The 24,628-nt window shown below is 56.2% G+C and carries 16 protein-coding genes; 8 read left to right on the plus strand and 8 right to left on the minus strand.

What is annotated here, in order from left to right; translation table 11 throughout:
• Positions 1 to 139 precede the first annotated feature (139 nt).
• Complete coding sequence (ppiC, locus tag QMZ65_RS13270) at positions 140 to 421, plus strand: peptidylprolyl isomerase PpiC (protein WP_034827827.1); 282 nt, start codon at positions 140 to 142, stop codon at positions 419 to 421.
• On the opposite strand, the gene QMZ65_RS13275 is transcribed toward ppiC, so the two are convergent.
• Together QMZ65_RS13275 and pdeH are read right to left on the minus strand one after the other, a co-directional pair.
• On the minus strand, positions 422 to 2,482 hold the full coding sequence (locus QMZ65_RS13275) for an AsmA family protein (protein WP_283216159.1): 2,061 nt from the start codon (positions 2,480 to 2,482) through the stop codon (positions 422 to 424).
• A 61-nt stretch (positions 2,483 to 2,543) separates the two neighbouring features.
• On the minus strand, positions 2,544 to 3,317 hold the full coding sequence (gene pdeH / locus QMZ65_RS13280) for a cyclic-guanylate-specific phosphodiesterase (protein WP_038643818.1): 774 nt from the start codon (positions 3,315 to 3,317) through the stop codon (positions 2,544 to 2,546).
• 284 nt (positions 3,318 to 3,601) lie between these two features.
• Here pdeH and kdgK point away from each other — a divergent pair, with 284 nt between their 5' ends.
• Both kdgK and QMZ65_RS13290 read left to right on the plus strand, forming a co-directional pair.
• Complete coding sequence (gene kdgK / locus QMZ65_RS13285) at positions 3,602 to 4,534, plus strand: 2-dehydro-3-deoxygluconokinase (protein WP_097118503.1); 933 nt, start codon at positions 3,602 to 3,604, stop codon at positions 4,532 to 4,534.
• 434 nt (positions 4,535 to 4,968) lie between these two features.
• Positions 4,969 to 5,841: an alpha/beta hydrolase gene (locus QMZ65_RS13290; protein ID WP_034827823.1), complete on the plus strand. Its 873-nt coding sequence runs from the start codon at positions 4,969 to 4,971 to the stop codon at positions 5,839 to 5,841.
• A gap of 279 nt (positions 5,842 to 6,120) precedes the next feature.
• Here the strand turns inward: QMZ65_RS13290 and QMZ65_RS13295 are convergent, their stop codons facing one another.
• The 6 genes from QMZ65_RS13295 to bcsE all read right to left on the minus strand — a co-directional run bounded on the left by QMZ65_RS13295 (position 6,121) and on the right by bcsE (position 15,088).
• Positions 6,121 to 7,635 (minus strand): M16 family metallopeptidase, encoded by a 1,515-nt coding sequence (locus tag QMZ65_RS13295; protein WP_283216160.1) that lies wholly within the window; start codon positions 7,633 to 7,635, stop codon positions 6,121 to 6,123.
• Positions 7,636 to 7,880: 245 nt separating this feature from the next.
• Complete coding sequence (locus QMZ65_RS13300; protein WP_034827821.1) at positions 7,881 to 9,161, minus strand: dicarboxylate/amino acid:cation symporter; 1,281 nt, start codon at positions 9,159 to 9,161, stop codon at positions 7,881 to 7,883.
• A gap of 230 nt (positions 9,162 to 9,391) precedes the next feature.
• Entirely contained in the window at positions 9,392 to 11,404 is a 2,013-nt protein-coding gene (gene hmsP / locus QMZ65_RS13305; protein ID WP_182057602.1) for a biofilm formation regulator HmsP, read from the minus strand.
• 308 nt (positions 11,405 to 11,712) lie between these two features.
• Complete coding sequence (gene bcsG / locus QMZ65_RS13310; protein WP_283216161.1) at positions 11,713 to 13,353, minus strand: cellulose biosynthesis protein BcsG; 1,641 nt, start codon at positions 13,351 to 13,353, stop codon at positions 11,713 to 11,715.
• A complete protein-coding gene (gene bcsF, locus QMZ65_RS13315) occupies positions 13,353 to 13,541 on the minus strand; it encodes a cellulose biosynthesis protein BcsF (RefSeq protein WP_038643825.1) in 189 nt (62 codons plus the stop codon). The genes bcsG and bcsF overlap by 1 nt, the downstream gene beginning before the upstream one ends.
• Positions 13,541 to 15,088 carry a cellulose biosynthesis protein BcsE gene (gene bcsE / locus QMZ65_RS13320; protein WP_097118498.1) on the minus strand — a complete coding sequence of 516 codons (1,548 nt, stop codon included), beginning with the start codon at positions 15,086 to 15,088 and terminating at the stop codon, positions 13,541 to 13,543. The genes bcsF and bcsE overlap by 1 nt, the downstream gene beginning before the upstream one ends.
• Positions 15,089 to 15,281: 193 nt before the next feature.
• Here bcsE and bcsR point away from each other — a divergent pair, with 193 nt between their 5' ends.
• Genes bcsR through bcsC form a run of 5 tightly spaced genes read left to right on the plus strand, consistent with a single transcriptional unit; the run spans position 15,282 to position 24,598 of the window.
• Positions 15,282 to 15,476, plus strand: a complete 195-nt coding sequence (bcsR, locus tag QMZ65_RS13325) for a cellulose biosynthesis protein BcsR (protein WP_034827811.1) — start codon at positions 15,282 to 15,284, stop codon at positions 15,474 to 15,476.
• Positions 15,476 to 16,207, plus strand: coding sequence for a cellulose biosynthesis protein BcsQ (bcsQ, locus tag QMZ65_RS13330; RefSeq protein ID WP_283216162.1), 732 nt, complete (start codon positions 15,476 to 15,478; stop codon positions 16,205 to 16,207). Before bcsR ends, bcsQ begins: the two co-directional genes overlap by 1 nt.
• On the plus strand, positions 16,204 to 18,819 hold the full coding sequence (bcsA, locus tag QMZ65_RS13335) for a UDP-forming cellulose synthase catalytic subunit (RefSeq protein WP_283216163.1): 2,616 nt from the start codon (positions 16,204 to 16,206) through the stop codon (positions 18,817 to 18,819). Before bcsQ ends, bcsA begins: the two co-directional genes overlap by 4 nt.
• A 9-nt stretch (positions 18,820 to 18,828) precedes the next feature.
• Positions 18,829 to 21,132, plus strand: a complete 2,304-nt coding sequence (gene bcsB / locus QMZ65_RS13340; protein WP_283216164.1) for a cellulose biosynthesis cyclic di-GMP-binding regulatory protein BcsB — start codon at positions 18,829 to 18,831, stop codon at positions 21,130 to 21,132.
• Positions 21,125 to 24,598 (plus strand): cellulose synthase complex outer membrane protein BcsC, encoded by a 3,474-nt coding sequence (gene bcsC, locus QMZ65_RS13345; RefSeq protein ID WP_283216165.1) that lies wholly within the window; start codon positions 21,125 to 21,127, stop codon positions 24,596 to 24,598. Before bcsB ends, bcsC begins: the two co-directional genes overlap by 8 nt.
• Positions 24,599 to 24,628: the final 30 nt, after the last annotated feature.

Genomic DNA, 24,628 nt, shown 5'->3' on the forward strand with positions numbered 1-24,628 from the left:
AATATGGACAGGTGAGCGACTCCCGGAAACTGACTCAATCAGTCACCGTATCAAGCATACGCAGCCAACGCACCTGCAATTTGAAGTAGGACGGGGATATAATGCGCCGAACATTATACATACATACAGAGACACCAACATGGCGAAAACCGCGGCAGCTTTGCACATCCTCGTCAAGGATGAAGCGCAGGCCAAATCCCTGCTGGCCCAGCTGGAAAAGGGCGCAAACTTCCAGCAGCTGGCAAAAAAACACTCCACCTGTCCATCGGGACGTAACGGCGGCGATCTGGGTGAATTCCGTAAAGGCCAGATGGTGCCCGCCTTTGATAAGGCGGTGTTCTCCTGCCCGCTATTGCAACCTTACGGGCCGGTGAAAACCGCCTTTGGTTATCACATCATCAAAGTGCTGTGGCGCAACTGATCACTTTTTACTTTTCATCTGCTGCAACACGTTGCTGCACTGGTTGGCATCTGTATCACTGGGTGAAATCAGTGCCAGCAGTGCGGCGGCCGGCGCCACCACTGCGCCCAGCGCCACCGCAGCAGCGCCACGTGCGATCAGCGGCCCGGCTTTCACTCCCGCATCCGGATTTTTGAAGGTGCCACGCACATACAGTGGCGATCGCAAGGTGATGATACGAATGCCTTTGCTCTCTGGATTAATGGATAAGTCCAGCCTTTCATTGGCAAAGTTAACGTTGCCGGTGACATTAATCACCGCATTCTCCGTATCCAGCACAAACACTTTCGGCGTGGCGAGACCCTGACGGATATTGAGATCGGTGGCGGCACAGTTGATGCGCACCTCATCATCGCCAAACAGTTTGCCGACCACATAGTTACCGACATTCAGGCCGGCAATTTCCATCAGACTACGGCTGATCAATCCGTCATTCATCAGCAGTTTCAGCTCGCCGTTGCTGGTCCCCAGAATATCCGCCACCGAGTTGCCGGTACCGCTCAGGCTGGCATCGCCGTTTAACTGACCCAGGCTACGCTGCATCGCCGTGACATTCGGGAACAGCTGACGCAGTTGCAGCTTACGCGCATGCAAATCCGCGCGACCGCGCATCGGGCTTTTATCCCCTTCCAGATGAATGGTGGAGTTGATACTCCCGCCCGCCATGCCGAAGCGCAGCGGATCGAGCAGCAGGTCACCGTTTTTCAACTGCAGATGGGTATAAAGGTCGCTAAGCGGCAGCTTGCTGCTGTGTTCGATGCGTTTTCCGCTGAATTTCACATCCGCATCCATCACATCCCAGCTTTTGGTATCAAACTTGTCATGTGGCAGCACGCGATCGGCCGGTTGCGTCGAAGCGTCACCACGCTGGGCTTTAGCCTGCTGGGTTTTCTCACTGCCCTTGCCCGAATTCACGCCAATCAGCGGGCCTAAATCCGCCATGCGCAACTGGTTCGAGGTTAATTCTCCGGTCAACGTTGGGCGCGGTTTCACCTGGTGATAAGCCAGCGAGCCGTGAATATCGCTATCGCCAATATGCCCATTGAAATTTTCGTAACGGAACAGCGGCCCTTTCTCTTCATTGAAGCGCGCGATCAAATGGCCGTCAGTTTCGTACGGCGGCGTATCAGGCAGCAGCACGCCGGTTAAACCGTACAGATTCGCCAGCGTATCGCCAGCAAAGCGCAGACGCACATCCAGCCCGCCGAGATTTAAAGGATCCTGCAACGTCCCGTCAACGCGCACGCGCGTGGTGCCGTTGCGCAAATCAACTTGCAGTGGGAACGGTGTGGTTTTGCTGCGCAACGAGAGCATGCCGCCGATCTTGCCGTCGCCAGTCAGTTTCTGATTGTTGTATGTCCCCTCCGCCTGCCAGCCAAAGACAAAATCGCCCGCGCCTTTCTGCTGGTCGTTACCGCCCGCTACCTGCGCGTAAGGCACCGGTTTGCCCAGTGGATTTAGGGTGACGGTCACATCGGCTTTATTGATGGCATCGCGATAACGAATCTGGCCTTTATCGAACAGGATATTATCGAGGCGGAAAGACCAGGCAGAAGGCGGCGCATTAGCATCGCTGTTCTCGCTGCTGGCTAAGTTGAAGGTCCAGTTATTCTTTTTATCCGCCGTCTGCACCAGCCGCGCATCGGGCAGCTGCATTTTAATCCACGGCAAATAAACCTGTTTATGCAGGAGCGCCAGCGGCGCAAGCGTAGCTTCAACGCGCTGCAAATGCACCATGGTGACATCGGGAATATTCGGCGGATTGCCCAGCATAATGTCATCGGCATGCACCTGCGGCCACGGCACCCAACTGCGCCAACCGGGTTCTTCGCGATTGCGCACCCAGGCAACACCCAGATCGCCCCGAATGGCGAAAGGCCGGTTTAACTCAGTGGAGACTTTTTGGTTGATGGTTGGCTTAAGGCGGTTCCAGTCAAACGTGGCTATAATCACCACCACCACCACAACCAACAACAATAAAATCCCGAAAACCCAACTCAGGACTTTTCCCGTACGTGACATTCTGCTTCCTCCTTGCCCTCAACGTCTCACATAACTGTAGTCGAGACGTTGCGGATCGGGATCAGGGAAGCTCGAGCGCCAGGGATTCCAGCGTGCTGAAGGGAACAGGCCGCGAGAAGAAATAGCCTTGTGCCGCCATTGCAGGTGAATTGCGTACCTGCTGCCACTCCTCTTCGGTCTCCACGCCTTCAACAATAACGCCGTTGCAATAGCGATTGATCAACGCCAGTAGCATGGAGAACAGCGAGCGGCCTTCATCGGTAGAGCGCAGCAGCATGAACAGTTCGCGCGACAGTTTAATGTAGTCATAGCGCAGCTCAGTCAGCGCAGAGAAGTTTGCCATGCCTGATCCAAAGTCATCAAGCCACAGCGGGCCCAGTTCAGGCATCTTCGCCACCATCTCTTCCTGCGGCAATGCGTGGTGCTCCGTGAGTTCAAATCGCACCCAGGGGAGTTGCGTAATCAACTGGCGGATATCGTCATGCTGCTCAATGGCTAACAGCGTCGGACCATCAATATTCACCGAGGCCACCAGCTGACGCTGACTGAAAAAGTGTGACCACTGTAATAACAGCTCAAGCTGTTCCTCGACGACATCAAGGCGCTGCGCGATAGTCAGCGCATCAAAATAGGTTTCGGGCGACAACCTTTTCTCTGGTGCGGAGGGGTGTGTCACCGCAGTCAGTAATTCAATAGCCAGTAAACGGCCGGAGACCTGGTAAATCGGCTGGAAAGTATAGAATCGTTGGCACTGCTGCCAGAAGAAACGCGTTTCCTGTTGTTGCTCCAGTTCAATTGAAATAGGCAGCCGATGACTTAAATTGTTCATCACCATGGTTTTTTCCTGGTAGGTGGTGGGTGCCTGCAAATTGTTTCTCAGCGGCAAGTATCGGCGAGTAACACGATAACTTTATTGGTCTCAGCCACCTCACGAGCAGTTGAGTGTATCAGCGCGTTTCAGGCTTAATCGGCAAAACAAGCGGCGCTTTGTCCGTTAAATCGCCGTGGAAAGAGGGTGCAGGCACCTTAAGTTAAATTAAAACATCGTTTTAAAAACCATTGACAGCTGCCATACCAGACGCGAGACTCGAGGGCAGAATTCACTACAGGCCGAAGACCATGACGCAGAAGAACATTGCCATCATTGGCGAATGCATGATTGAGCTGTCCGAAAAAGGTGAGAACATCAAACGTGGTTTTGGCGGCGACACGCTAAACACGGCGGTTTATCTGGCACGCCAGTCAGATAGCCAGCAGTTGCGGGTGGACTATGTCACCGCGCTGGGCACCGACAGTTTCAGTGACCAGATGATCGCTGCCTGGCAGCAGGAGCAGGTTCACACCCAGCTCATTCAGCGCCTCGACAATAAAATGCCGGGCCTCTACTTCATTGAAACCGACGAACACGGCGAGCGCACCTTCTGGTATTGGCGCAATGATGCCGCTGCGCGCTTCTGGCTGGATGGCCCAGAGTCTGACGCGATTTGCGCCCAGTTGGCCCACTACGATTACCTCTATCTCAGCGGTATAAGCCTGGCGATTCTGCCAGCCACCAGCCGAGAGAAACTGATGGCACTGCTCAGCGCCTGTCGCCAAAACGGTGGCAAGGTCATTTTCGATAACAATTATCGTCCACGTCTGTGGGCAGACAAATCCAGCGCGCAACAGGCTTATGCCGAGATGCTGCATCACACCGATATCGCCTTCCTGACGCTGGATGATGAGCACCTGCTGTGGGGTGAACAGCCGCTGGACGCAGTGATTGCACGCACGCGCGAAGCCGGTGTGCAGGAAATTGCCATCAAACGCGGTGCCGATTCCTGTTTAGTGGCGATAGGCGATGAGCCGCTGCGTGAAGTGCCCGCCATCAAGCTGGCAAAAGAGAAGGTGATCGACACCACTGCCGCAGGCGACTCTTTCAGCGCCGGTTATCTGGCTGTACGTTTAGCCGGAGGGAGGGCAGTAGATGCGGCCGCGCGCGGTCATCTCACCGCCAGCACGGTGATCCAGCATCGCGGAGCCATTATCCCTTTAAGCGCTATGCCGCAATAACCCTCCCCTCAACATTTCCCAGCGGCGCTATTTCAGGCACGACGCGTGGCGCCGCTGGATATCCGTTGGCACGATGCATGGCGCCAGTCGTTCACTTTGCCGCTGTTGATTTGATAATCACGACTTACACAATGCACAGGATAATTTGCCTTAAATCCCGAGATTACACTGTGAATTTTAACTAACCTCGCCAGCGATCCATCTTTGGCTCATATCCGCCTACGCCAGTTTAGCAACCCTTACCATATCAATTTAAATTCAATAGATTACGGACAGAAATCGGGCCGCCAGGCATAGTCCGAAACTGCAGAAATGGTGGGTTTTCGGCTGGACGCCAGCGCGAAAACAGACCATGTTTTAATCAACAACAGCAGGACGCTGTTAATCCGGCCGCGAACAAAATAATGACAACACGACTCGCTCAGGACTGATTTATGCACACAGAAATCATTAATATCTGGCCACACGGTGATGCGCCAGGCGCGAGTGATTCGCGCGCTCAACCGCAAATTGTCGATCTCGCCAAAGAGTACGAACCTTATGACCGCGCCGCGACCGGCGTGCGTTGCCCTGAAATGGCAATCTGGCACCCGGAAACCTCCAACGGCATTACGCTGCTGGTGGCGCCCGGCGGCGGCTATCAGCGAGTGCTGATTGACCGTGAAGGCAGTGCCCTCGCCACGTTCTTCACATCGATGGGGTATACGCTGGCAGTGATGACTTATCGCCTGCCTTACGATGGCCATCACGAAGGTCCCGATGCCCCACTGGCCGATGCACAACGTGCGGTGCGCGTGTTGCGCGATCGTGCGCAGCGCGGCATGAACGGCAAATACATTGTGATGATGGGCTTCTCAGCGGGTGGGCACGTGGCTGCCAGCCTGGGGACGCGCTTTGGTGAGAAAATTTATCCAGTGCAGGATCAGGCCGACAGCTTCTCGCCACGTCCAGATGCCATGGTGCTACTCTACCCGGTGATCAGCATGCGCGACGGTCTGGCACACGAAAGCTCGCGCACTCGCCTGCTCGGCGCATGGCCGGATCAGAGGTTGATTGATGCGTATTCCATGGAAACGCGCGTACATGCGCAGACACCGCCCACGCTGCTGATTCACGCTAGCGATGATGACGCGGTTTCGGTAAACAACAGCATGGTGTTTTTCAGCGCCCTGCGTGAGCACAAGGTGCCGGTGGAAATTCACTTTTATCAGAAAGGCGGCCATGGATTTGGCATTCGCGGCGTCGCGGATCTGCCCCTCGCCAGTTGGCCGATGCTGGTCACCGAATGGCTACGCGCTAAGACATAATCCCCTTCATAATTTGAACCGCAGCGGCGCTGGCTGCACGCAGTCACCCCAGTCACCGGCTTAAGTCAGTGACTGGCGATGAACATACTTGCCGCCTTAATGCGGCTCAAATTATTTCAGGGATAATTCATGCCCTGAAACGCAGCGACGTGGCTGCATGGATGTGATGTTCAAAAGCGCCTCAAGGCACTTTTGTGCTGCTACTCAAATTTTTTTGGCGATCTCATATGCCATGAATCATAAGACTTTATGACTCGGCCATGAATGATAAATCCTGCGTCATGACGAGGGTTGAGCCGGGTCGGTCGCGCTCGCGCTGCCGTTACTTTCCGGTTTAGCTTCATCAGAAGCCGCCGGTGCCGCAGGCGCATCCGGTACCTTCATCACTTTATCCCAGTCGTCCTGCAGCATCTTCACGTTGGTCTCAGCTTCACCTTGGGGTTGAATCAGCACCATCGTCAGTTCCTGCGTCAGCTGCTGGCGCAATTCCTGATTCAGCTGGTCACGCGTCAACCCACTGAGAAACGCCTGACGCAGCTTTTGATACTGCTCCGGCGCGATATCCACCACCGCATTTTGCTGCGAGCGCAGACGCTGCCCCATCAAGATATCGGTATCTGTGCGCGCATAGGTGGCGAACAGCTTATTCAGTTCCAGCAGCTTCTGCGCCATCAGCGCATCAAACTCATCCTGCGGTAACCCTTTATCACGTACTGCCGCCAGTTCTTTCGCCACCTGGTTCATGTTCTGCGCCAGCGATGCGTTCGGGCTGTCCATGTTGATGGAACACTGCGCACGCTGGTAAAGCACGCGGCAATCAAAGCCCACCTGCACGCTCTGTGCTTTGCTGTCCGCCAGCGCGCGTTGCACATGCCAGAACAGCGCTTCACGCGCCAAATCGCTCTGCCAATAGTGCTGTAAGTTCTGTGAGTCACGAATCGGTTGCCACGGCGTATCCCACACCAGAGACAGGCGATCCTGACTCATCCCGCCATTCACCAGGTTGACAGGCTGATGTGGCAAAGGAGAGAGCGTAGGCAGCGCTGCGGGCGCAACCCGTTTCCCCTTCAGTGCGGAGAAGGTTTTGTTGATTTGTTCTGCCATGCTGCGGCTGTCAACGTTGCCCACCACATACAGGGTCATGCCATCCGGCGTGTACCACTGCTGATAGAAGCTGTTGAGCTGTGCAATATCCACCGGCGCACGCGGCTGCTCGCCCGGATCGTGCGCCAGCATCGCTGAACCCTTCAGGCGATAGCGCCACCAGACATCCTGGGTATTTGGCGGCCAGGTGGCAATCGGATCGGTCGCGGTCAGCGCGGTTGATACCACCTGCTCATTGATGGTCATTTTCCCTGCGGTCGCCGCCAGCCAGTTCAGCGCTTCTTTCAGCAGCTCCGGGCGGTTGATGGGCAAGCTCAGGTTATATTGGGTGTAATCGTACGATGAGATCGCTGGCGGCAACGGGCGTTGCGGATCCATGGCTTGCTGCCACAGTGAACGCTGTTGATTGGTATCCAGCGCGGTGTTGTGCACCATTGCCAGACGCGGTATCAGATGGCTGAAACCGGTTTGCTGAGCACTCTCCACCAGTGAACCGGTGTTAACAATCAGACGTAATTCAATACGATCGCTTGGACGTTGTGGCGTGGTGAGTAACTGCCAGCTAAAACCATTGTCCAGTTTGCCTTCCTGCCACGCGGGATCGGGCTGGAGTGTCTCGGCGTGCGCGCCAAAGCCGGATGCCGCAAGGATTAATCCGCCAACCAAAAGTCGAATTCTGGTGCCCTGCATGTGAACCCCTACATAAACAGATCAACGCTCGTTATCGCGACATGTACGGTCACATCTTTGGTGACCGGCGCGGCCCATAGCCGCCACGTTTAATGAAGAACAGACTCTTTGACCACAGGAAGGTCAGGATGTCGCGCAACGAGGTAAAAAATCGGGAAAAAAATCAATGGGGTTTATTATGCAAATGCCCGCTGTCAGGGCAAGCGACAGCGGGCATTTCTCGGGAAATTAACGCAAATAGACGATCAGACGCTGGTTTGTGAGGCGTTATTGACCTTTTTCGCTGAAGAAAGCGTCGCTTTCATCTGCTTCTCATCCAGCTGACCGACCCACTTCGCCACGACAACCGTCGCCACGCCGTTACCCACCAGGTTGGTCAATGCACGCGCTTCGGACATAAAGCGGTCGATACCCAGAATCAGCGCCAGACCCGCTACCGGCAAATGTCCGACTGCAGACAAGGTGGCCGCCAGCACGATAAAGCCACTGCCGGTCACGCCCGCTGCGCCTTTTGAGGAGAGCAGCAGCACCACTAACAACGTGATCTGGTGGAAGATATCCATGTGCGCATTGGTGGCCTGGGCAATGAATACCGCCGCCATGGTCAGGTAAATCGAGGTGCCATCAAGGTTAAAAGAGTATCCCGTTGGAATAACGAGACCCACCACCGATTTCTTACAACCCAGCTTCTCCATCTTATCCAGCATGCGCGGCAGCGCAGATTCAGATGAAGAGGTACCCAGCACGATCAGCAGCTCTTCTTTGATGTAGGCAACAAATTTGAAGATGTTGAAGCCGGCCCAGCGTGCAATCAAACCTAACACCACCACCACAAACAGCACGCAGGTGATGTAGAAGCAGATGATCAGCTGACCGAGTTGCACCAGTGAGCCCACGCCGTATTTACCAATGGTAAACGCCATGGCACCGAAGGCACCGATCGGCGCAAGGCGCATAATCATATTGATAACGCCGAAGATCACTTTGGAGAAGCTCTCAATGACGTTGAACATCACAGTACCGGCGTTACCCAGACGATGCAGGGCAAAACCAAACAGAATGGCGAACAGCAGCACTTGCAGGATATTACCGCTGGCAAAGGCACCGATCACGCTACCCGGGATAATATCAAGCAAGAAGGCAACAACACCCTGTTCTTGCGCCTGTTGGGCGTAAACCGCCACGGCTTTGGCATCCAAAGTCGCGGGATCAACGTTCATCCCCGCGCCCGGCTGCACCACATTAACCACGACCAGGCCAATAATCAGTGCGATGGTGCTGACAATTTCAAAGTAGAGCAGCGCAACTGCGCCAGTCCGTCCAACTGCTTTCATGCTCTCCATGCCGGCAATACCGGTCACCACCGTACAGAAAATCACGGGGGCGATGATCATCTTGATCAGCTTAACGAAACCATCGCCAAGCGGCTTCATTTGCGCGCCTAACTCAGGATAGTAGTGGCCTAACAGGACGCCGATGCCGATGGCAACCAGCACCTGGAAGTAGAGGCTTTTGAACAGTTTCATAACAGGTGTCCAGGTATAGACGGAATTCACCGCCGTTATTATGGAGAACGCATGCGGCAAGCCGCCTGGAAGCGAAAAACCTTACCGATTGCGGGAAAATAACACTCCGATAACAGGATTAATATACCCTTACATTCCTTACAAAAGTTACAAAACTCTAACTATGAACTGAAACGCTTCAGCAAACTATATGACTGCAATTTCGTGAGGAAAATCAATAAACAATGTGATTATTCAGGATGTGACGAGCTGTCAAGCCAGCGTTGGTTGAAGACGTTAAGAGGGAGCGCTTCAGCGTATAAGTAGCCTTGCCCTATAGTAATTCCGCGTGCCAGCAGCCAGTCTCGCTGCTCATCGGTTTCCACGCCTTCAGCAATAACATCCAGATGAATGATGTCCGCAATCGCCGCGACAATACGCACCATGGTGTCATCATCCGGTAGCGCCGCGACAAAACTGCGATCCATCTTCAGCTTGTTTACCGGCAGCGCTTTAAACTGATGCAGGTAATTGAGATTGGAGTAACCCATGCCAAAATCATCCAGCGCCACGGCCACGCCGGTTTGCTGCAGTGAACGCAGCAGCGAAATCGCTTGCTCGGCATCGCCAATCTGCGCGGTTTCGGTAATTTCCAGCACGAAATTGCCGGGTGCAATACGATGGCGCTCCAGCAAGCCTTGCAAATGGCTCACCATGCTGGGGTCACGCAACTGAACTGCCGATATATTGACGCTCAGCGGAATATTGATGCCGAGCTTCTGCCACGCGGCAAGGATGCGGCAGGCTTCTTCAAACACCCAGCGCCCAATCGCGGAAATCACCCCAATCTCTTCCGCGCTGGCGATAAACTCTTCTGACAAACCATAGCTGCCATCCGGCATACGCATACGCAATAGCGCTTCCGCGCCCGCCAGCTCACCGGTTTGCATATTGATTTGCGGCTGCAGATAAAGTGCAAATTGACCATCCTGCAACCCCTGCAGGATATCGTGCTCCTGCGTCAGGCGTTTTTGCGCCCGCTCAGTCAGCGCCGGATCAAAGAACAGAATCTGGTTTTTGCCCTGATGACGCGCCGACATCATTGCCGAGGTCGCGCGGTCGAGTTGCTCGCTGGCACTGACGACACTGTCATCATGCAGCGCCAGGCCAATACTGGCGTTTGGACGCAGCTGAAGTTGATGCAGGTTCACCGGCTGGTTAATGCGAATCATCAGGTTGCGCGCCAGACGCATGGCGCGGAACGGGTTGTGCGCGCGCTTCATCAGCAGCGCGAAATCGCTCGGCCCGGTTTGTGCCAGTAACGTGTGATCGTCAACGGTGCTGCGAATTTTCTCTACCAGCGTCAGCATCAGCGTATCGCGCTGCTCATCACTCAGTACGCCGTTGGCTTCCTGCAGTGTTTCGATACGGATCACCATCAATCCCCATGGCTGACGGCTATGGCGATGGCTGGCGTGCTGATCCAGCAACGCGAGGAACAGGGCGCGGTTAGGCAGATCGGTGACAGCAAAATGGGTGGTCATGCGACTCATTTCATCATGAATCGACTCCAGCACCTGCTGATTGCGGTTGTAGCTGCGGATCAGCATGCCGATTTCATCGTCGCGATGATTATGCGGCAGGTCGAGCTTGTGCGTGAGAATGGCCTGCGGTGGCAACTCCTGCAAATCACGCGACAAACTTCTCAAAGGATGGACGATCAGGCGATTGATACACCAGCTAATCGACACCGAAAGTATCAGCGCCAGCAGCAAATAGGTGGTGATCATGGTCGAGAGCGTGCTGAGCAGGAACTGGTATACCCGAGAAGAGTCGGCCTGCAGCACCAGATAGGCGATAGGCTTCGGCAGCCCAGTACGCTCTACCGAATAAAGCGGCAGCGTGATTTGCACCGGCAGTTCAAACAGACGTGCCACGAAGCGCGGTACCGGTTTTTCCGGCACAAAATCGGCGTGCAGCGCCTGAAACGCATTCGGCAATACCACATCGGCGCGCGACAGAATGCCCGCCGGTTTCAGCGTATTCAGGATGCGTTCGGCTTGCGGAATATCCCCTTTCAGCACCGCCTCCGACAACGGCTGGCGCACCGTATGGGCGATATTTTCCATCTGCTGGGCGTAATCGATTCTGCGCTGCTGCACAAAGTGGAATAACTGGATGACGATAAAGATGCTGATGGTCACCATCGCCACGGCGGACACCGTTGCCATCTGTTTTATCGTTAACGAGCGACTGACGCGCAACAAAACCCTCTCCCGACCACTTAAATCGACTATGAATACCCTAAATTATTCAAGGTGCAGGCAGGCGGCAAGGGAATGAATCCCCAGGAGCTTACTCAGGTAAGTGACTGGGGTAAATGAGCACAGCCAACGCACCTGCAACTTGAAGAATGACGGGTATAGATGAAATGCGCAGCGAGTATATCGCAGGTCAGCCTTGATTTGCGCCGGGATAAAGTCGAAAAGAGGCGGGAAACACGAGATAAATCGGTGATTAGGAATTGTGCACCGAATTTGGCGGTGCAACCTGCTGCACCGCCATTGAGAGATTATTGCGGATAGGGCACCCAATCGCCGCCGTTCAGGCGAATCCAGGGTTTGCCCTGATACATCATCACCACCGCATTATCATTCTCGGACACCACCGGTGATTGCGGCAAATTATCCGCTAACACCGACATATTGACGTTCGGCGCGTTAAACACCTGACCATCCACCACGCGGGAAATGATCTCGGAAATCGCCAGCAGACTGGTTGGTGTATCAATGCTCAACGGCTGTCCCTGGTGTGGCGCTTTCATCCCGACAAACTTAATGCCCACCGGCACATGCGTAATGCTCGGGCTGGGAATATCACGCAGACCGGACATCTGCATTTTATCGCCCTGCAGCGCAGCACCGTGCTCCGGTACCACCAGCACCATCACGCGGCGTCCTGATTTCTCCAGATTGGTCAGGAATGTATCCAGCTGATCAAACAGCATTTTAGCGCGCGGCTGCCAGTCAGCGGTGCGCGTGCTGCCCAACTCGCGCGTGCCGTCATGCAACGGAATCAGGTTGTAGAAGGTGGCACTGCGCGCATCGCTGCTTTTAGTCCGATCGTCGAGCCAGCGCTGCATCAATTGCCCGTCATTGAACACTGGCGAACCATCAAAGGAGGTCAATTCTGGCGCAATTCCCGCTTGTGACATCAGCGGTGCCTGCAAATTGCCCTCTTCACGCAGCTCTTTGAGATAGTTACCAAACACGCCGGTATGATCCATCATCAGTTCCTGCTTAAAGCCCAGCTTCGCCAGGTTATCAAACAGGTAGCAGCGCTGGTCGGTGGCCTTATACAGATTGGAGTGTGAAGTCTGGCCGCAGCTGGCGCGCAGCAAACGAATCCCTGCCGGACCGCTGTAGCCGGTGGCAGAGTTGTAGTTGTCCAGCAGGATATCAAAATGCTTCCACAATGGATGGTCGCGTAACTGGGCCACATCCATGTCCGACCATGACAGCGAACAGATGTTGATCACTAAAATATCAAACGGCTGAGAATCCGCGGGCAGCGCATCCGGAAAATGGGTGGCGCGCTGGCGCTCACTGTCGTAGAAACGATTGAGCCAGGAGGTCAGATTGGCACTGGTCGGTGGTGCAGACTGGTCCAGTCCCTCCGGTGCTTTGGTCGCGGCTGGAGGGTTATTCAATGCCACTTCCGGTGTCGCCGCTTTGGTTGGCAGCAGATTCATCGCCGGTCCGGCAATGGTCAGCACGTTAAGCCAGATCAGCATCAGAGAAACCAGCACCGTGACGCGGATCCACTGCGCCACGAACATATAGATCACCAGCAGCACAAAGCCTGCGCCAATCATTTGCCAGTTGATAAAGCGCTCCAGCAGATCGAGCAGATAAGCTGAGGAGAAGCCCGCGACCTGACTGCCCTGGCTCATGATCGATTCCAGCCCCGGCAGCCAGGTGTCATGCCAGAACAGCGCAAAGCCAATCGGCAAGGATACCCAGTGACGCACACGATGCCAACGACGTGACGGCAGCGGGAACAGCAGCCACGCCAGGAACACCAGATTGCTCAGCGCATGAAAATTAAGGTAGCCGTACCACAACAGACCAAATTTGATCAGGAAGTAGAAATTCCAGCCGCCGAGACCGCGCCACCACGAAGCGTGCAGCGTCGAAGGTTTGTTATTACTCATTACGGTTTGGTATCCGTTTTAGCAGATTTGCGTTGCCACTGCCCTTCCGACTTCAGCGCACGCGGTGGCAGCAGACGCATCAGCAGGCTGGTGCTACTGCGCGGTAACCAGCGCACAAACAACGATTTCAGGAACAGTAAAATTAATAACAGCAGGATCGCCACCTGCACCCAATCCATCAGTGTCATCAGCGGCGATCTCCATCGAGATTGAGAATAATAGGCTGCGGGGTTTGCGCCCCACGCAGGTCAGAAGCGGACACCTTGTTTGCCCGCGGGGCCTCAATCGGTGCCATCGGCACTTCACGCTGCGCCACCGGCGTCAGCTGGCGAATCTTATGCACTTCCGACAAAATCTGGTTGTCCTCGAACCACACCACGCGATTACTGAACAACTCATCGTGCGGCAGTGAGAAAATCGATTTCAACGCGATATCCAAATCGTTGAAGCGGCAGGATGATAGAAACAGATAGATGCGATCGTTAATCAGCGTCACCAAATCACCAAAACGACGCGGTTTACACAGCGTCAGAATCTGCTCAGGTTTCAGCTGCGGCACCGGGCGCAATGCCACCATCAGCCCCTTGTCGTTTTCCGGCAGCAGCGTATTGCTCATCAGCTGCTGTACCGCCGCGCAGAACGGCTCCAGCTGCAAATACCCTTTTTGCTGCAGCGGCTGTAATGCCTGCATCAGCGCGGGCAAGTTGGCCGGAACATGACGCGTAAACTGCTGGCCCTGAATCCCTTCCAGCGTGGTGAGAAAGCGTGACAGCGTTTGTGCACCGGGCACGATGGCATTGACACCACACGCCAGCAATAACCGCTCATCGCTATACCTAAGACTGGTACTGATTTCGCGCACTACAATCTTTAATGCGTTACCGCGTGAGCGGCGCAAGCTATGGACCATTTTTGCCAGGGCATTGATATCCTGGTTATGGGCCAGGCTAAAAATGACCGTGGCAGCGTTGGCCTGCTGGGCACGCGAGAATACGCTCTCATTGTCGCTAAACAGTTGCCACTGGCTGGAGAGCGGCGGCGCACCTTCCAGCACCCCTTCCTGTGCCAGAAACTGATTTTCATCATTGAGGCTAAGCGGCGTAGTTTGTTCCACTTCATTAATGGCAATGAATTGATTCTCATTACAACTCAATCGAATTGCACGGTCAGCCAGTAATTTGTCTGCGGAATACCACCAGTTAATTCGATATTGCCAGCTATCCTGTTGAAATTCTAAATGTGCGACACCATCAAGTTGGCGAAAATAACGCTGTAGATGATTACGCAGATGAATAATTGACGCCCCCGAAGTGATCAGTAGCAGCGTGATTTGTTTTTTGATTAACAATCGTCGCATGCGTTTCACCCAGAGCGTGAGTTCATCCTCGGATAATTTACTCCACAGCGCTGCATTGCTGTAAAACAGCACTAAACCACTGCGGCTATTCAGTACACGCGCGAAATCATTCTCCAGATGCTGCAGGCCGGTTTTATTGGCCGGCAGCGAAAATAAGGGAATGCGCGCTGGGCCCGTCAGTGGGTCCGGCGTAAGTAAAGACTGAGGCTTCTCATCTGAACTGACCAGGGTTGCCGCCTGTTGATGGCTCACCACCTGACGCAGCAGTACCCGCGCGTCTTCCTGACGCTGACTGGTAATCCAATAAAACCCCGGATTTTGCAGGTTAACTAATTCCTGCTGAACCTGTTGTAGGCCAAGCGCATAGCGATTTTTCATATTTGTTTCGCGATCAGAACAATCCAGGCTAGTTTAATATAGACGGCAACGATTGGAACTGCTGAAATAATTAAAACCTGCGCTATCTCAAATGATATCGATTTTTACATAGTCTGCGCATTTTTCCGGGTTTAAACTTTACAAAAAATAGAACCACAATTCATCCATTGCTGTTTTTTGGTGGCAAAAAGTAATGAAAACAGAGAATGCCTTTTCGCTGATCGCGTCTACCACTGAAGATCAGGATGACATTAATACCCTGAGCGAAGCCTTTTCCCTTAAGGCATTTCGTTACATTGATATTGCCCGCGAAGAGCGACTGAATAGTCTGCTGACGCGCTGGCCGCTGCTGCGTGAATTATCCGCCGACCAGGAGCCTGAACGCTAATGCCGGTCATTGCCTTACAAGGTTTGCGCGGCGGTTGTGGCGCAACATCACTCAGTGCGGCACTTGGCTGGGCGCTCAATGCTTTACAGGAGTCGGTGCTGGTCATCGACTTTTCTGATTCGAATCAACTGGCTGCCCATTTTAACTTGCCGCTCAATCACACCCAGGGCTGGGTTCCCGCACTGCTGGAACAGCAGCCGTGGCAGCAGTGCGCGCAGCGCTATCAAACCGGTCTCGATTTCCTGCCGTTTGGCGCATTAACCTCTCAGCAGTGCTCAAGTCTGCAAAACGCCGACACCTCGTTCGCCACGCCGTTGCTGAAGGCGTTGCCGGCCCTGAAATCACAGTATCGCTGGGTGATCCTCGACCTTCCAGCGGATCTGCTGCCGTGGCAACGATCCTTCGCCCTCCACGCCGATCGCCTGCTGCAGGTGCTATCGCTGGATGCTAACTGCCAGTTGCGGTTGCACCATCCGCGTTTTTTGCCGCACACGCTGTTTCTGATCAATCAATTCAACGCCAACAGTCAGCTGCAACAGGATCTGCATCAACTGTGGCTGCGCACGCTAAAGAATCTGATTCCGCAGGTGATTCACCGCGATGAAGCACTGGCAGAAGCCTTGATGATGAAACAACCGGTGGGCGAATATCGTCCTCATGCGCTGGCGAGCGAAGAAATCAATACGCTGGCGAACTGGCTATTGCTGAACGTTGCGGGCGGTGCGGCGTGAATCCGTTGCGCTGGCTGCTGGTACCTCAGGCCTGGCAGGCGCTGCAAAGCCGTGCCCGCGTGGCGCGCCAGCACGGCGCGGGCCACTTAACCGTGATGTTGCATCTGCTATGGTGCGTGCTCGCCTGGTCGCTGCTGCGGCTGGAAATGCCCGGCTGGCAGCGCGTGCTGCAACAGCGTCAGCGATACTATCCGCAAATCTCGCCGCTACGTCCACGCCCGTTAGACGTTGTGCGTTACGCCATGCAGAGCCTGTGGCTGATGCTGGTGTTACCGCTCGACAACAGCGCACGCAGCGAGCGTAAACGGTTTAACGCGTTTGGCCCCCTGTTCCGCTGGCGTCAGCAGTTTTATCAGTGGCTGGGAGCGCTTCCCGCGCACCTAGCGAAAACGGGCATTCATCTGCGTACCGAACAGCAGTTGCAGAAACTACCACCGCGTGTACGCCAGCTGCTGTTTATGGTCGCGGCGATTGTCGCCAGCCTGCTGGCGCTGTTGTGTATTTCACAGCCATTTGGCATCACCACGCAATTTGTCTTTGTACTGCTGCTGTGGGGCCTGGCGATGATGGTGCGCCGCGTGCCGGGCCGCCTCTCTACTATCATGCTGATTGTGCTGTCACTCACCATTTCCTGTCGTTATTTGTGGTGGCGCTACACTGAAACCCTGAACTGGGACGATCCGCTGAGTCTGACATTCGGTCTGCTGCTGATTGGCGCTGAAACCTACTCATGGACGGTGCTGGTACTGGGCTATTTCCAGACGCTGTGGCCACTCAATCGCCAGCCGGTCTCCATGCCACCCGAGATCACTTCCTGGCCCAGCGTCGATATCCTGGTGCCCACCTACAACGAACCGCTGAGCGTGGTGAAACCAACCATTTATGCCGCGATGGGCATCGACTGGCCGCAGGACAAGCTCAACATCTACCTTCTGGATGACGGCAGCCGCGAGGAGTTTCGCGAATTTGCCGCCAGCGTGGGCATCAATTACGTGGTGCGCCCTACCCACGAACATGCCAAAGCCGGCAACATCAATCACGCATTGATAGTGGCCTGCCGCAGCGATTACGTGGCGATTTTTGACTGTGACCACGTACCGACGCGCTCATTCCTGCAGATGACCATGGGCTGGTTCCTGAAGGATCACCGCCTTGCGATGCTACAAACGCCGCACCACTTCTTCTCGCCCGATCCGTTCGAGCGTAACCTCGGTCGCTTCCGCCAGACACCCAATGAAGGCTCGCTGTTCTACGGCCTGGTGCAGGACGGTAACGATACCTGGGATGCGGCGTTCTTCTGCGGCTCTTGCGCCGTATTGCGCCGCGCCGCGCTGGATGAGATTGGCGGCATAGCGGTGGAAACCGTAACCGAAGATGCGCACACCTCGCTGCGTCTGCATCGTCAGGGTTACACTTCCGCCTATATCCGTATTCCACAGGCAGCGGGCCTCGCCACCGAGAGTTTGTCCGCACACATCGGCCAGCGTATTCGCTGGGCGCGCGGCATGGTGCAGATTTTCCGTCTCGATAACCCGTTGATGGGTAAAGGCTTAAAGCTGGTGCAACGCCTGTGCTACGCCAACGCTATGCTGCACTTCCTCGCCGGGATTCCACGTCTGATCTTCCTGCTGGCACCGCTGGCGTTTCTGCTATGCCACGCCTACATCATCTACGCGCCGGCGCTGGCGATCGCCATCTATGTGCTACCGCACATGCTGCACACCAGCCTGACTAACTCGCGCATTCAGGGACGCTGGCGTCACTCGTTCTGGAGTGAAGTGTATGAAACCGTGCTGGCGTGGTATATCGCGCGCCCCACCACCGTTGCGCTGTTTAACCCGCACAAAGGCAAGTTCAACGTCACAGCCAAAGGTGGCCTGGTCGAAGAGCGCCATCTCGATTGGGTGATCACCAAGCCGTATATGATGCTGGTGCTGTTGAATATCGCGGGTATCGGCATGGCGTTCTGGCGCATGGCGTATGGCCCGGCCAACGAGATGCTCACCATCTGGGTCAGCCTGGTGTGGGTGGTGTACAACATGATTATTCTCGGCGGTGCCGTGGCGGTTTCGGTGGAAGCGCGCCAGATTCGTGAAGCGCACCGTGTGGAGATCGCCATGCCCGCCGCCATTGCGCGTGAGGATGGCCATATGGTGCCGTGCACCCTGCGCGACTATTCCGATGGCGGTGTCGGCGTCGAACTGCGTGAAGCGGATGCGCTAAAAGAGGATGAGCCCGTGTGGCTGCTGCTGCGCCGTGGCCAGCAGGAATTCAGCTTCCCGTGCCAGGTACAACGCGTATTTGGCCGACGCGCCGGTATTCGCCTGCATCAGCTCACTACCCAACAGCATATTGAATTTATTCAGTGCACCTTCGCCCGCGCCGATACCTGGGCACTGTGGCAAGACGGCTTCCCTGAAGATAAACCGGTGCAAAGTCTGGCCGATATTATGGTGCTGGGTTTCAAAGGTTACCTGCGTCTGGCGGAGTATGGCCCTGCTCCGCTGCGCCGTCTTTTCCGTGCACTGACTTCCCTGGTGAGCTGGCTGGCAACACTGCTGCCGCAGGGCATTAGCCGCGCACCTGCGGCAATCAAAACCGATTTTTCATAAGTTGATGATATGACCATGACGAGAAAACTGAGCTGGTTTACTGCCCTGCTGCTGGGCACTGCAACGCTGGCACAGGCCGCACCGCAGCCTTCTGCCCCTGAAGCACCGCGCGCCAGTGCACAGATACCGCTGCCGGTCGTCAGCCAGCCGCTGGATGCCAATGCCCCGCTGCGCGACAGCCAACTGCTGTTTAATCAGGTCGCGCCGCCGCCGGGCAGCATGACGCTGCGCGGCACCGAGCCCACCAGCCAGATTGAGTTCGGCGTGCGCAGTGATGAAGTGGTGACACGCGCCATGCTGACGCTCAGCTATCGCCCTTCACCGGCGCTGATTCCGACGCTGTCGCAGCTCAAGGTCTATCTCAACGATGAGCTGGTGGGACTGGTCACCGTGACCGCCGATCAGTTGGGCAAAGAGAATCAAACTCAGTTGCCGATCGATCCGCGTTTTATTGGCGATTTTAACCGCGTGCGCCTTGAACTGGTGGGCCACTACGCCAACGTGTGTGAAAACCCGGCCAACAGCACCATCTGGATGGATATCGGTAAAGAGAGCAAACTCGACCTGACGCTGCAAAAACTGCCGTTGAAGAACGACCTGTCGCACTTCCCGGAACCGTTCTTTGATGCCCGCGACAGCCGCCCACTGCAATTGCCGATGGTGTTCAGCAATCAGCCTAACCTGCTGCAGCAGCGTGCCGCAGGGATTCTGGCTTCGTGGTTCGGCAGCAAAGCACAGTGGCGTGGTCAATCCTTCCCGGTCCTGTATAACCAGTTACCAAAAGAACAGCATGCGGTGGTGTTTGCCACCAACGATCATCGCCCGGACTTCCTGAAAGATCTGCCACCGGTGGAGAAACCCACGGTGGAAATGGTGAGCCAGCCGGACAATCCCTACGAAAAAATGCTGCTGATTCTCGGCCGCGATGACAACGATTTGCTGACCGCCGTCGAAGGTATTGCGCAAGGCGAACTGCTGCTGCGCGGGGATACCTCAACCATCGACAGTGTGAAAATGCTGGCACCGCGTCAGGCCTATGATGCGCCAAACTGGGTGCGCACCGATCGCCGCACCACGTTTGCCGAGCTGACGCAGTATCAGAACCAGCTGCAGGCCGATGGTTTGCAACCGAACCCGATCAGTCTGACGCTGAACCTGCCGCCGGACCTGTTCCTGGTCCGCGCACGCGGCATCGACATGGATCTGATTTACCGCTACACCTCGCCGATCCAGCAAGATGGCTCGCGCCTGGCGGTGCATCTGAACAATCAATTCATGCAGGATTACCCGCTGACGCCGAAAGACACGGCAGGCCAGCAGATCATGCGCATTCCGCTGATGCAAGGCCTGCAGGACAGCAACCGCCAGTTGACCATCCCGGCGCTGCGCCTCGGCGTGGTCAACCAACTGCGCTTCAGCTTTGATTACGCCAACACCTTTATTGGTGGCACCGCCGACGGCCGTTGCGAAACCGTCACCGCGGTGGGCCACCATGTGGTGATCGATGACAACTCCAGCATCGACTTCTCCGGCTATCGCCACTACATCGAAATGCCTTCACTGGGTGCATACGCCAACGCCGGTTTCCCTTACAGCCGTTATGCCGATTTGGCGCAGACGCTGGTGTTAGTACAGCCGAAGCCCGTGAACGGTGAAGTGAGCACGATGCTGAACGCACTGGGCGCCATCGGTGCCCAGACCGGCTATCCGGCGTTGCGCGTGCAGATGAGCGATGACTGGAACCAGGCAAAAGATAAAGACGCAGACCTGCTCATGATCGGCGGCATTCCGCAGGATCTGCAGGATGACAAAAAGATCAACCTGCTGGCGGATGCGGCGCGTAGCTGGATCAACATGCCATCACGCCCGATTACCGCGCAGAACGTACCGGTGTCCGCCAGCGATCGTGCGGTAGAGAGCCAGACCGGTATCCGCTCACGCGGCCCGATGGGTGCCATCGTCAGCTTCCAGTCGCCGTTTAACGATCAGCGCAGCGTGGTTGCGCTGCTGGCCGACAGCCCGCGCGGCTGGGATCTGCTGAATAATGCCCTGCTCGATAGCGGCAAGCGCGCTGCCGTGTTCGGTTCTGCCACCGTTGTGCGAGAATCGGGCGTCACCAGCGTGCGCGTCGGCGATACCTACTTCGTCGGCCATCTTCCATGGTGGGAGCGCCTGTGGAATCTGCTGGCAACGCATCCGGTGTGGCTGGCGATTTGTGCCGTGGTGGTGGTGATACTGTTTGCACTGATGGCATGGCGCCTGATGCGCATGGTGAGCCGTCGCCGCCTGGCCGAGCTGGAAGACGATGAATAAACTGCCACTCGGTCTGCTGATTGCCACTATCCTGGCGGGCTCCGGCATGGCTGCCGAGGGCCCTCAGGTGTCACCAGTGGCCTGGCTGCTGATGCAGATTCGCACCGGTGAATCCACCAACAAGTATGATTTGGTGCAGCAGTCGCTTTATCGCCTGGAAAAAATCGACCCTGATAATCCGCAGGTGCTGGCAGCGCAAATTCGCATGGCACTGCGTCAGGGCGATCAGGCAAAAGCACAGACGCTGCTGGATGAACTGAAGAAGGTCGCGCCCAATGACGTGGCGACGCGTGAATCGGAAACCGGCCTGCGTCTGATGAGCGCTGAAGGGCGCCAGCAACTGCAGCAGGCGCGTTTGCTGGCCACCGCGGGTCGCGTTGAAGAAGCGAAAACGGCCTGGGATGCCTTGTTCCACGGCGTGTTCCCGGATGTGAATACTGAACTGGAATACTGGCGACTGGTGGCACGTTTACCCGGTCAGCAGCCCACCGCTTATCGCCAGTTGCAGGCGCTGGAAGCGCGTTATCCCGGCAATATTGGGGTTGAACTGCAACTGGCGCGCATGGCGTTTGATAACAATCAGCCAGGCGAGGCGCTGGTGCAGCTGCGTCGTCTGGCCAATCGTGACGGCGGGCGTGATGCCGCCTCCGAACTCTGGCTGCAACAGATTCAAAATCAGCCGGTGTCAGACAGCACGGTTGCCAGTCTGAAGCAGTATCTGCAGGTATTCACTTCCGGTGATGCGCAACAGCGCGGCGAGGAAGAACTGGCCCGACAGCAGAAGCTGCTGGCCGATCCCGCTTATCGTCAACGCATGCGCGGGCTGGCGCTGGTCGATGCTGGTGGAGGCGCAGGTGCCATCGCGTCACTCAGCGCCGCGCTGAAAGCCAACCCGAATGATGCCGAACTGATGGGCGCGATGGGTCAGGCGCAGGCGCGAGCCAATAACCGCGCAGCGGCGATCGGCTGGCTGCAGAAAGCGATTCAGGCCGGACAGGCCAGCACCCAGATTGGCAAGTGGCAATCACTGTTGCAAACCAACCGCTACTGGCTGGCGATCAACAACGGTGACGACGCGCTAAAAAAAGGCGATGTGGCCGGTGCGGAACACCAGTATCGCAGTGCGCAGGCCATTGATAACCGTGACAGCTGGGCATTGATTGGCCTCGGTGATGTCGCGCAGGCGCGCAAAAACGACGCGCAGGCAGAACAGTACTGGCAACAGGCGCTGCGCCTGGATCGCAGCAATACCACCGCCGTGCGCCGACTGGCAGCGCTGTATCAGCAGCAGTCACCGGCTCGCGCGATGGCGTTTATTAATGCCCTGCCCACCGCGCAACAGCGGTCGCTGGCGGAGACGTTGCGTTCACTGCGCAGCGACAGCCTGCGGGCTGAAGCGGATGCGCTGGCGCAGCAAGGTCAATGGCATCAGGCGGTGGTGAAATATCGCCAGGCCGCGCAGGATAACCCCAACGATATCTGGCTCTCATATCGTTTAGCCGGTGCGCTACGCAGCAGTGGCGAAGAAGCACAAGGCGCCCAGGTGATGGATGCCATGGTGCGTCAGCACGCGCAGGAACCCGCCGCGCTCTATGCCTGGGCGCTGTGGCTCTCGTCCGGCGATCAGGATGATGCGGCACTGGCGGCACTGCATCGCCTGCCGGAAACGCGTTGGGACAGCAATATGCACGAGCTGGCGGGCCGCTTAACGCAGGATAAAGTCTACGCCCGCGCCAGTGAGCTGCGCGCCAACGGCAATGAATCTGCCGCGCTGGCACTGTTGCAGCAGCAACCGGCCTTGACGCGACGTGATATCACCCTGGCGGATTGGGCTCTGGAACGCGGCGACGCGAAATCGGCGCTGGCGAGTTACCAACACGTACTGCAGCAGGATGCAACCAACAATGATGCAGCACTGGGCCGTATCGAAGCCCTTATCGCCCTGAAGCGCAAAGACGAAGCACGCACAGCGCTGCAGGCTTTACCCGCCAGCGTGGCGCAGCAAAATATCAACAGCGGACGCCGCGTGGCGCTGGTATGGCAAAACAGCGGCGATACGGCGCATGCGCAGCAGCTGTTCAATGATTTAAAAATGCGCGCCGCCAAAGAAGCCCCGTCGCAAAGCAAAGCATTGGTCTATCGCGATGCGGCACGTCTGGAAACTCAGCAGCAACAGCCGGATGCAGCGCAGCAGGATTATCGCCTGGCGATGGCCGCCAGCGGCATCACCCGCGACGTGCCGCAGGATAACGACAGCTATACCCGCCTGACGCGTAATGACGCCAGTGATGACTGGTTGAAGCGCGGTATTCGCAGCGATGCCGCCGATCTCTATCGTCAGCAGGACACCACCTTCACGCTCGAACAGGATTATTCGCGCGATAAAGGCACCGGCGGCATCTCCGATTTCACCGCGCACACCACCATGATGCAGGCGGAGACCCCGCTGGCCGACGGTCGCAGCTTTGTGCGCGTCGATCATGTGCTGGTATCGGCAGGCACCTTCGCCACCAGCAATGGCAGCAACAGCGAACGCTTCGGTAGCTGTAATGATGACAACTCCGGTGGCTGCAGCCGCGACTTTACCCAGCGTGATGAAGGCACGGCGATAGGCGTTGGCTGGCATAACGATCGCTGGTCTGGCGATATCGGCACCACGCCGCTCGGTTTTGAAGTCACCAACTGGGTGGGCGGGCTGAGCTGGAAAACCGATGTCAAAGATATCGGCGTGACGTTCACCGCTTCACGCCGACCGATCTCCAGTTCGCTGCTGGCCTATGCCGGTGCACGCGATCCCGCGGCCAATGGCGGCAAAACCTGGGGTGGCGTGGTGGCAACCGGTGGTTCGGTGGGACTGAGTTATGATCAGGGCGGCGCGAATGGCGTATGGGCCGATATCAGCGCCCATCAAATCACCGGTGAGAACGTGGCGGACAACAGCCGTGAACGCCTGATGGCCGGTTACTACTACAAGCTGATCAACGAAGACAATCGCCGCGCCACCGTGGGCCTTAACAGCATGCTGTGGCATTACCAGAAAGACCTGAGCGATTACACCTTTGGCCAGGGCGGCTATTACAGTCCGCAGCAGTACTTCTCGCTGGCGGTGCCGGTCACTTATCGTCAACGCACCGATAACTGGTCGTTTGATCTGAGCGGCTCGGTCTCCTGGTCACAATCGCAAACCGACGGTCAGCAGCGTTATCCGGTCAATCCTGGCTTTACGCTGGCTTCCAACCCGACCTCCGACAGCAGTTCCGGCAACGGTTTTGGTTACACCCTGCAAGCAGTGGTAGAACGACGCATCACGCCGCACTGGTCAGTCGGTCTCGCGATGGATATTCAGCAAGCCAAGGATTACACCCCGAGTCACGGCTTGATCTACATGCGTTATTCAATGGGCGGCTGGAATGGCGATATGGATATGCCACCACAACCGCTTGAGCCGTATGCGGACTTCAAATAAAAAAAGCCGCACTTCGCTGATGAAGTGCGG

This window comes from Pantoea sp. EABMAA-21, assembly GCF_030053335.1.
In the GTDB taxonomy this organism is placed as follows: domain Bacteria; phylum Pseudomonadota; class Gammaproteobacteria; order Enterobacterales; family Enterobacteriaceae; genus Pantoea; species Pantoea communis.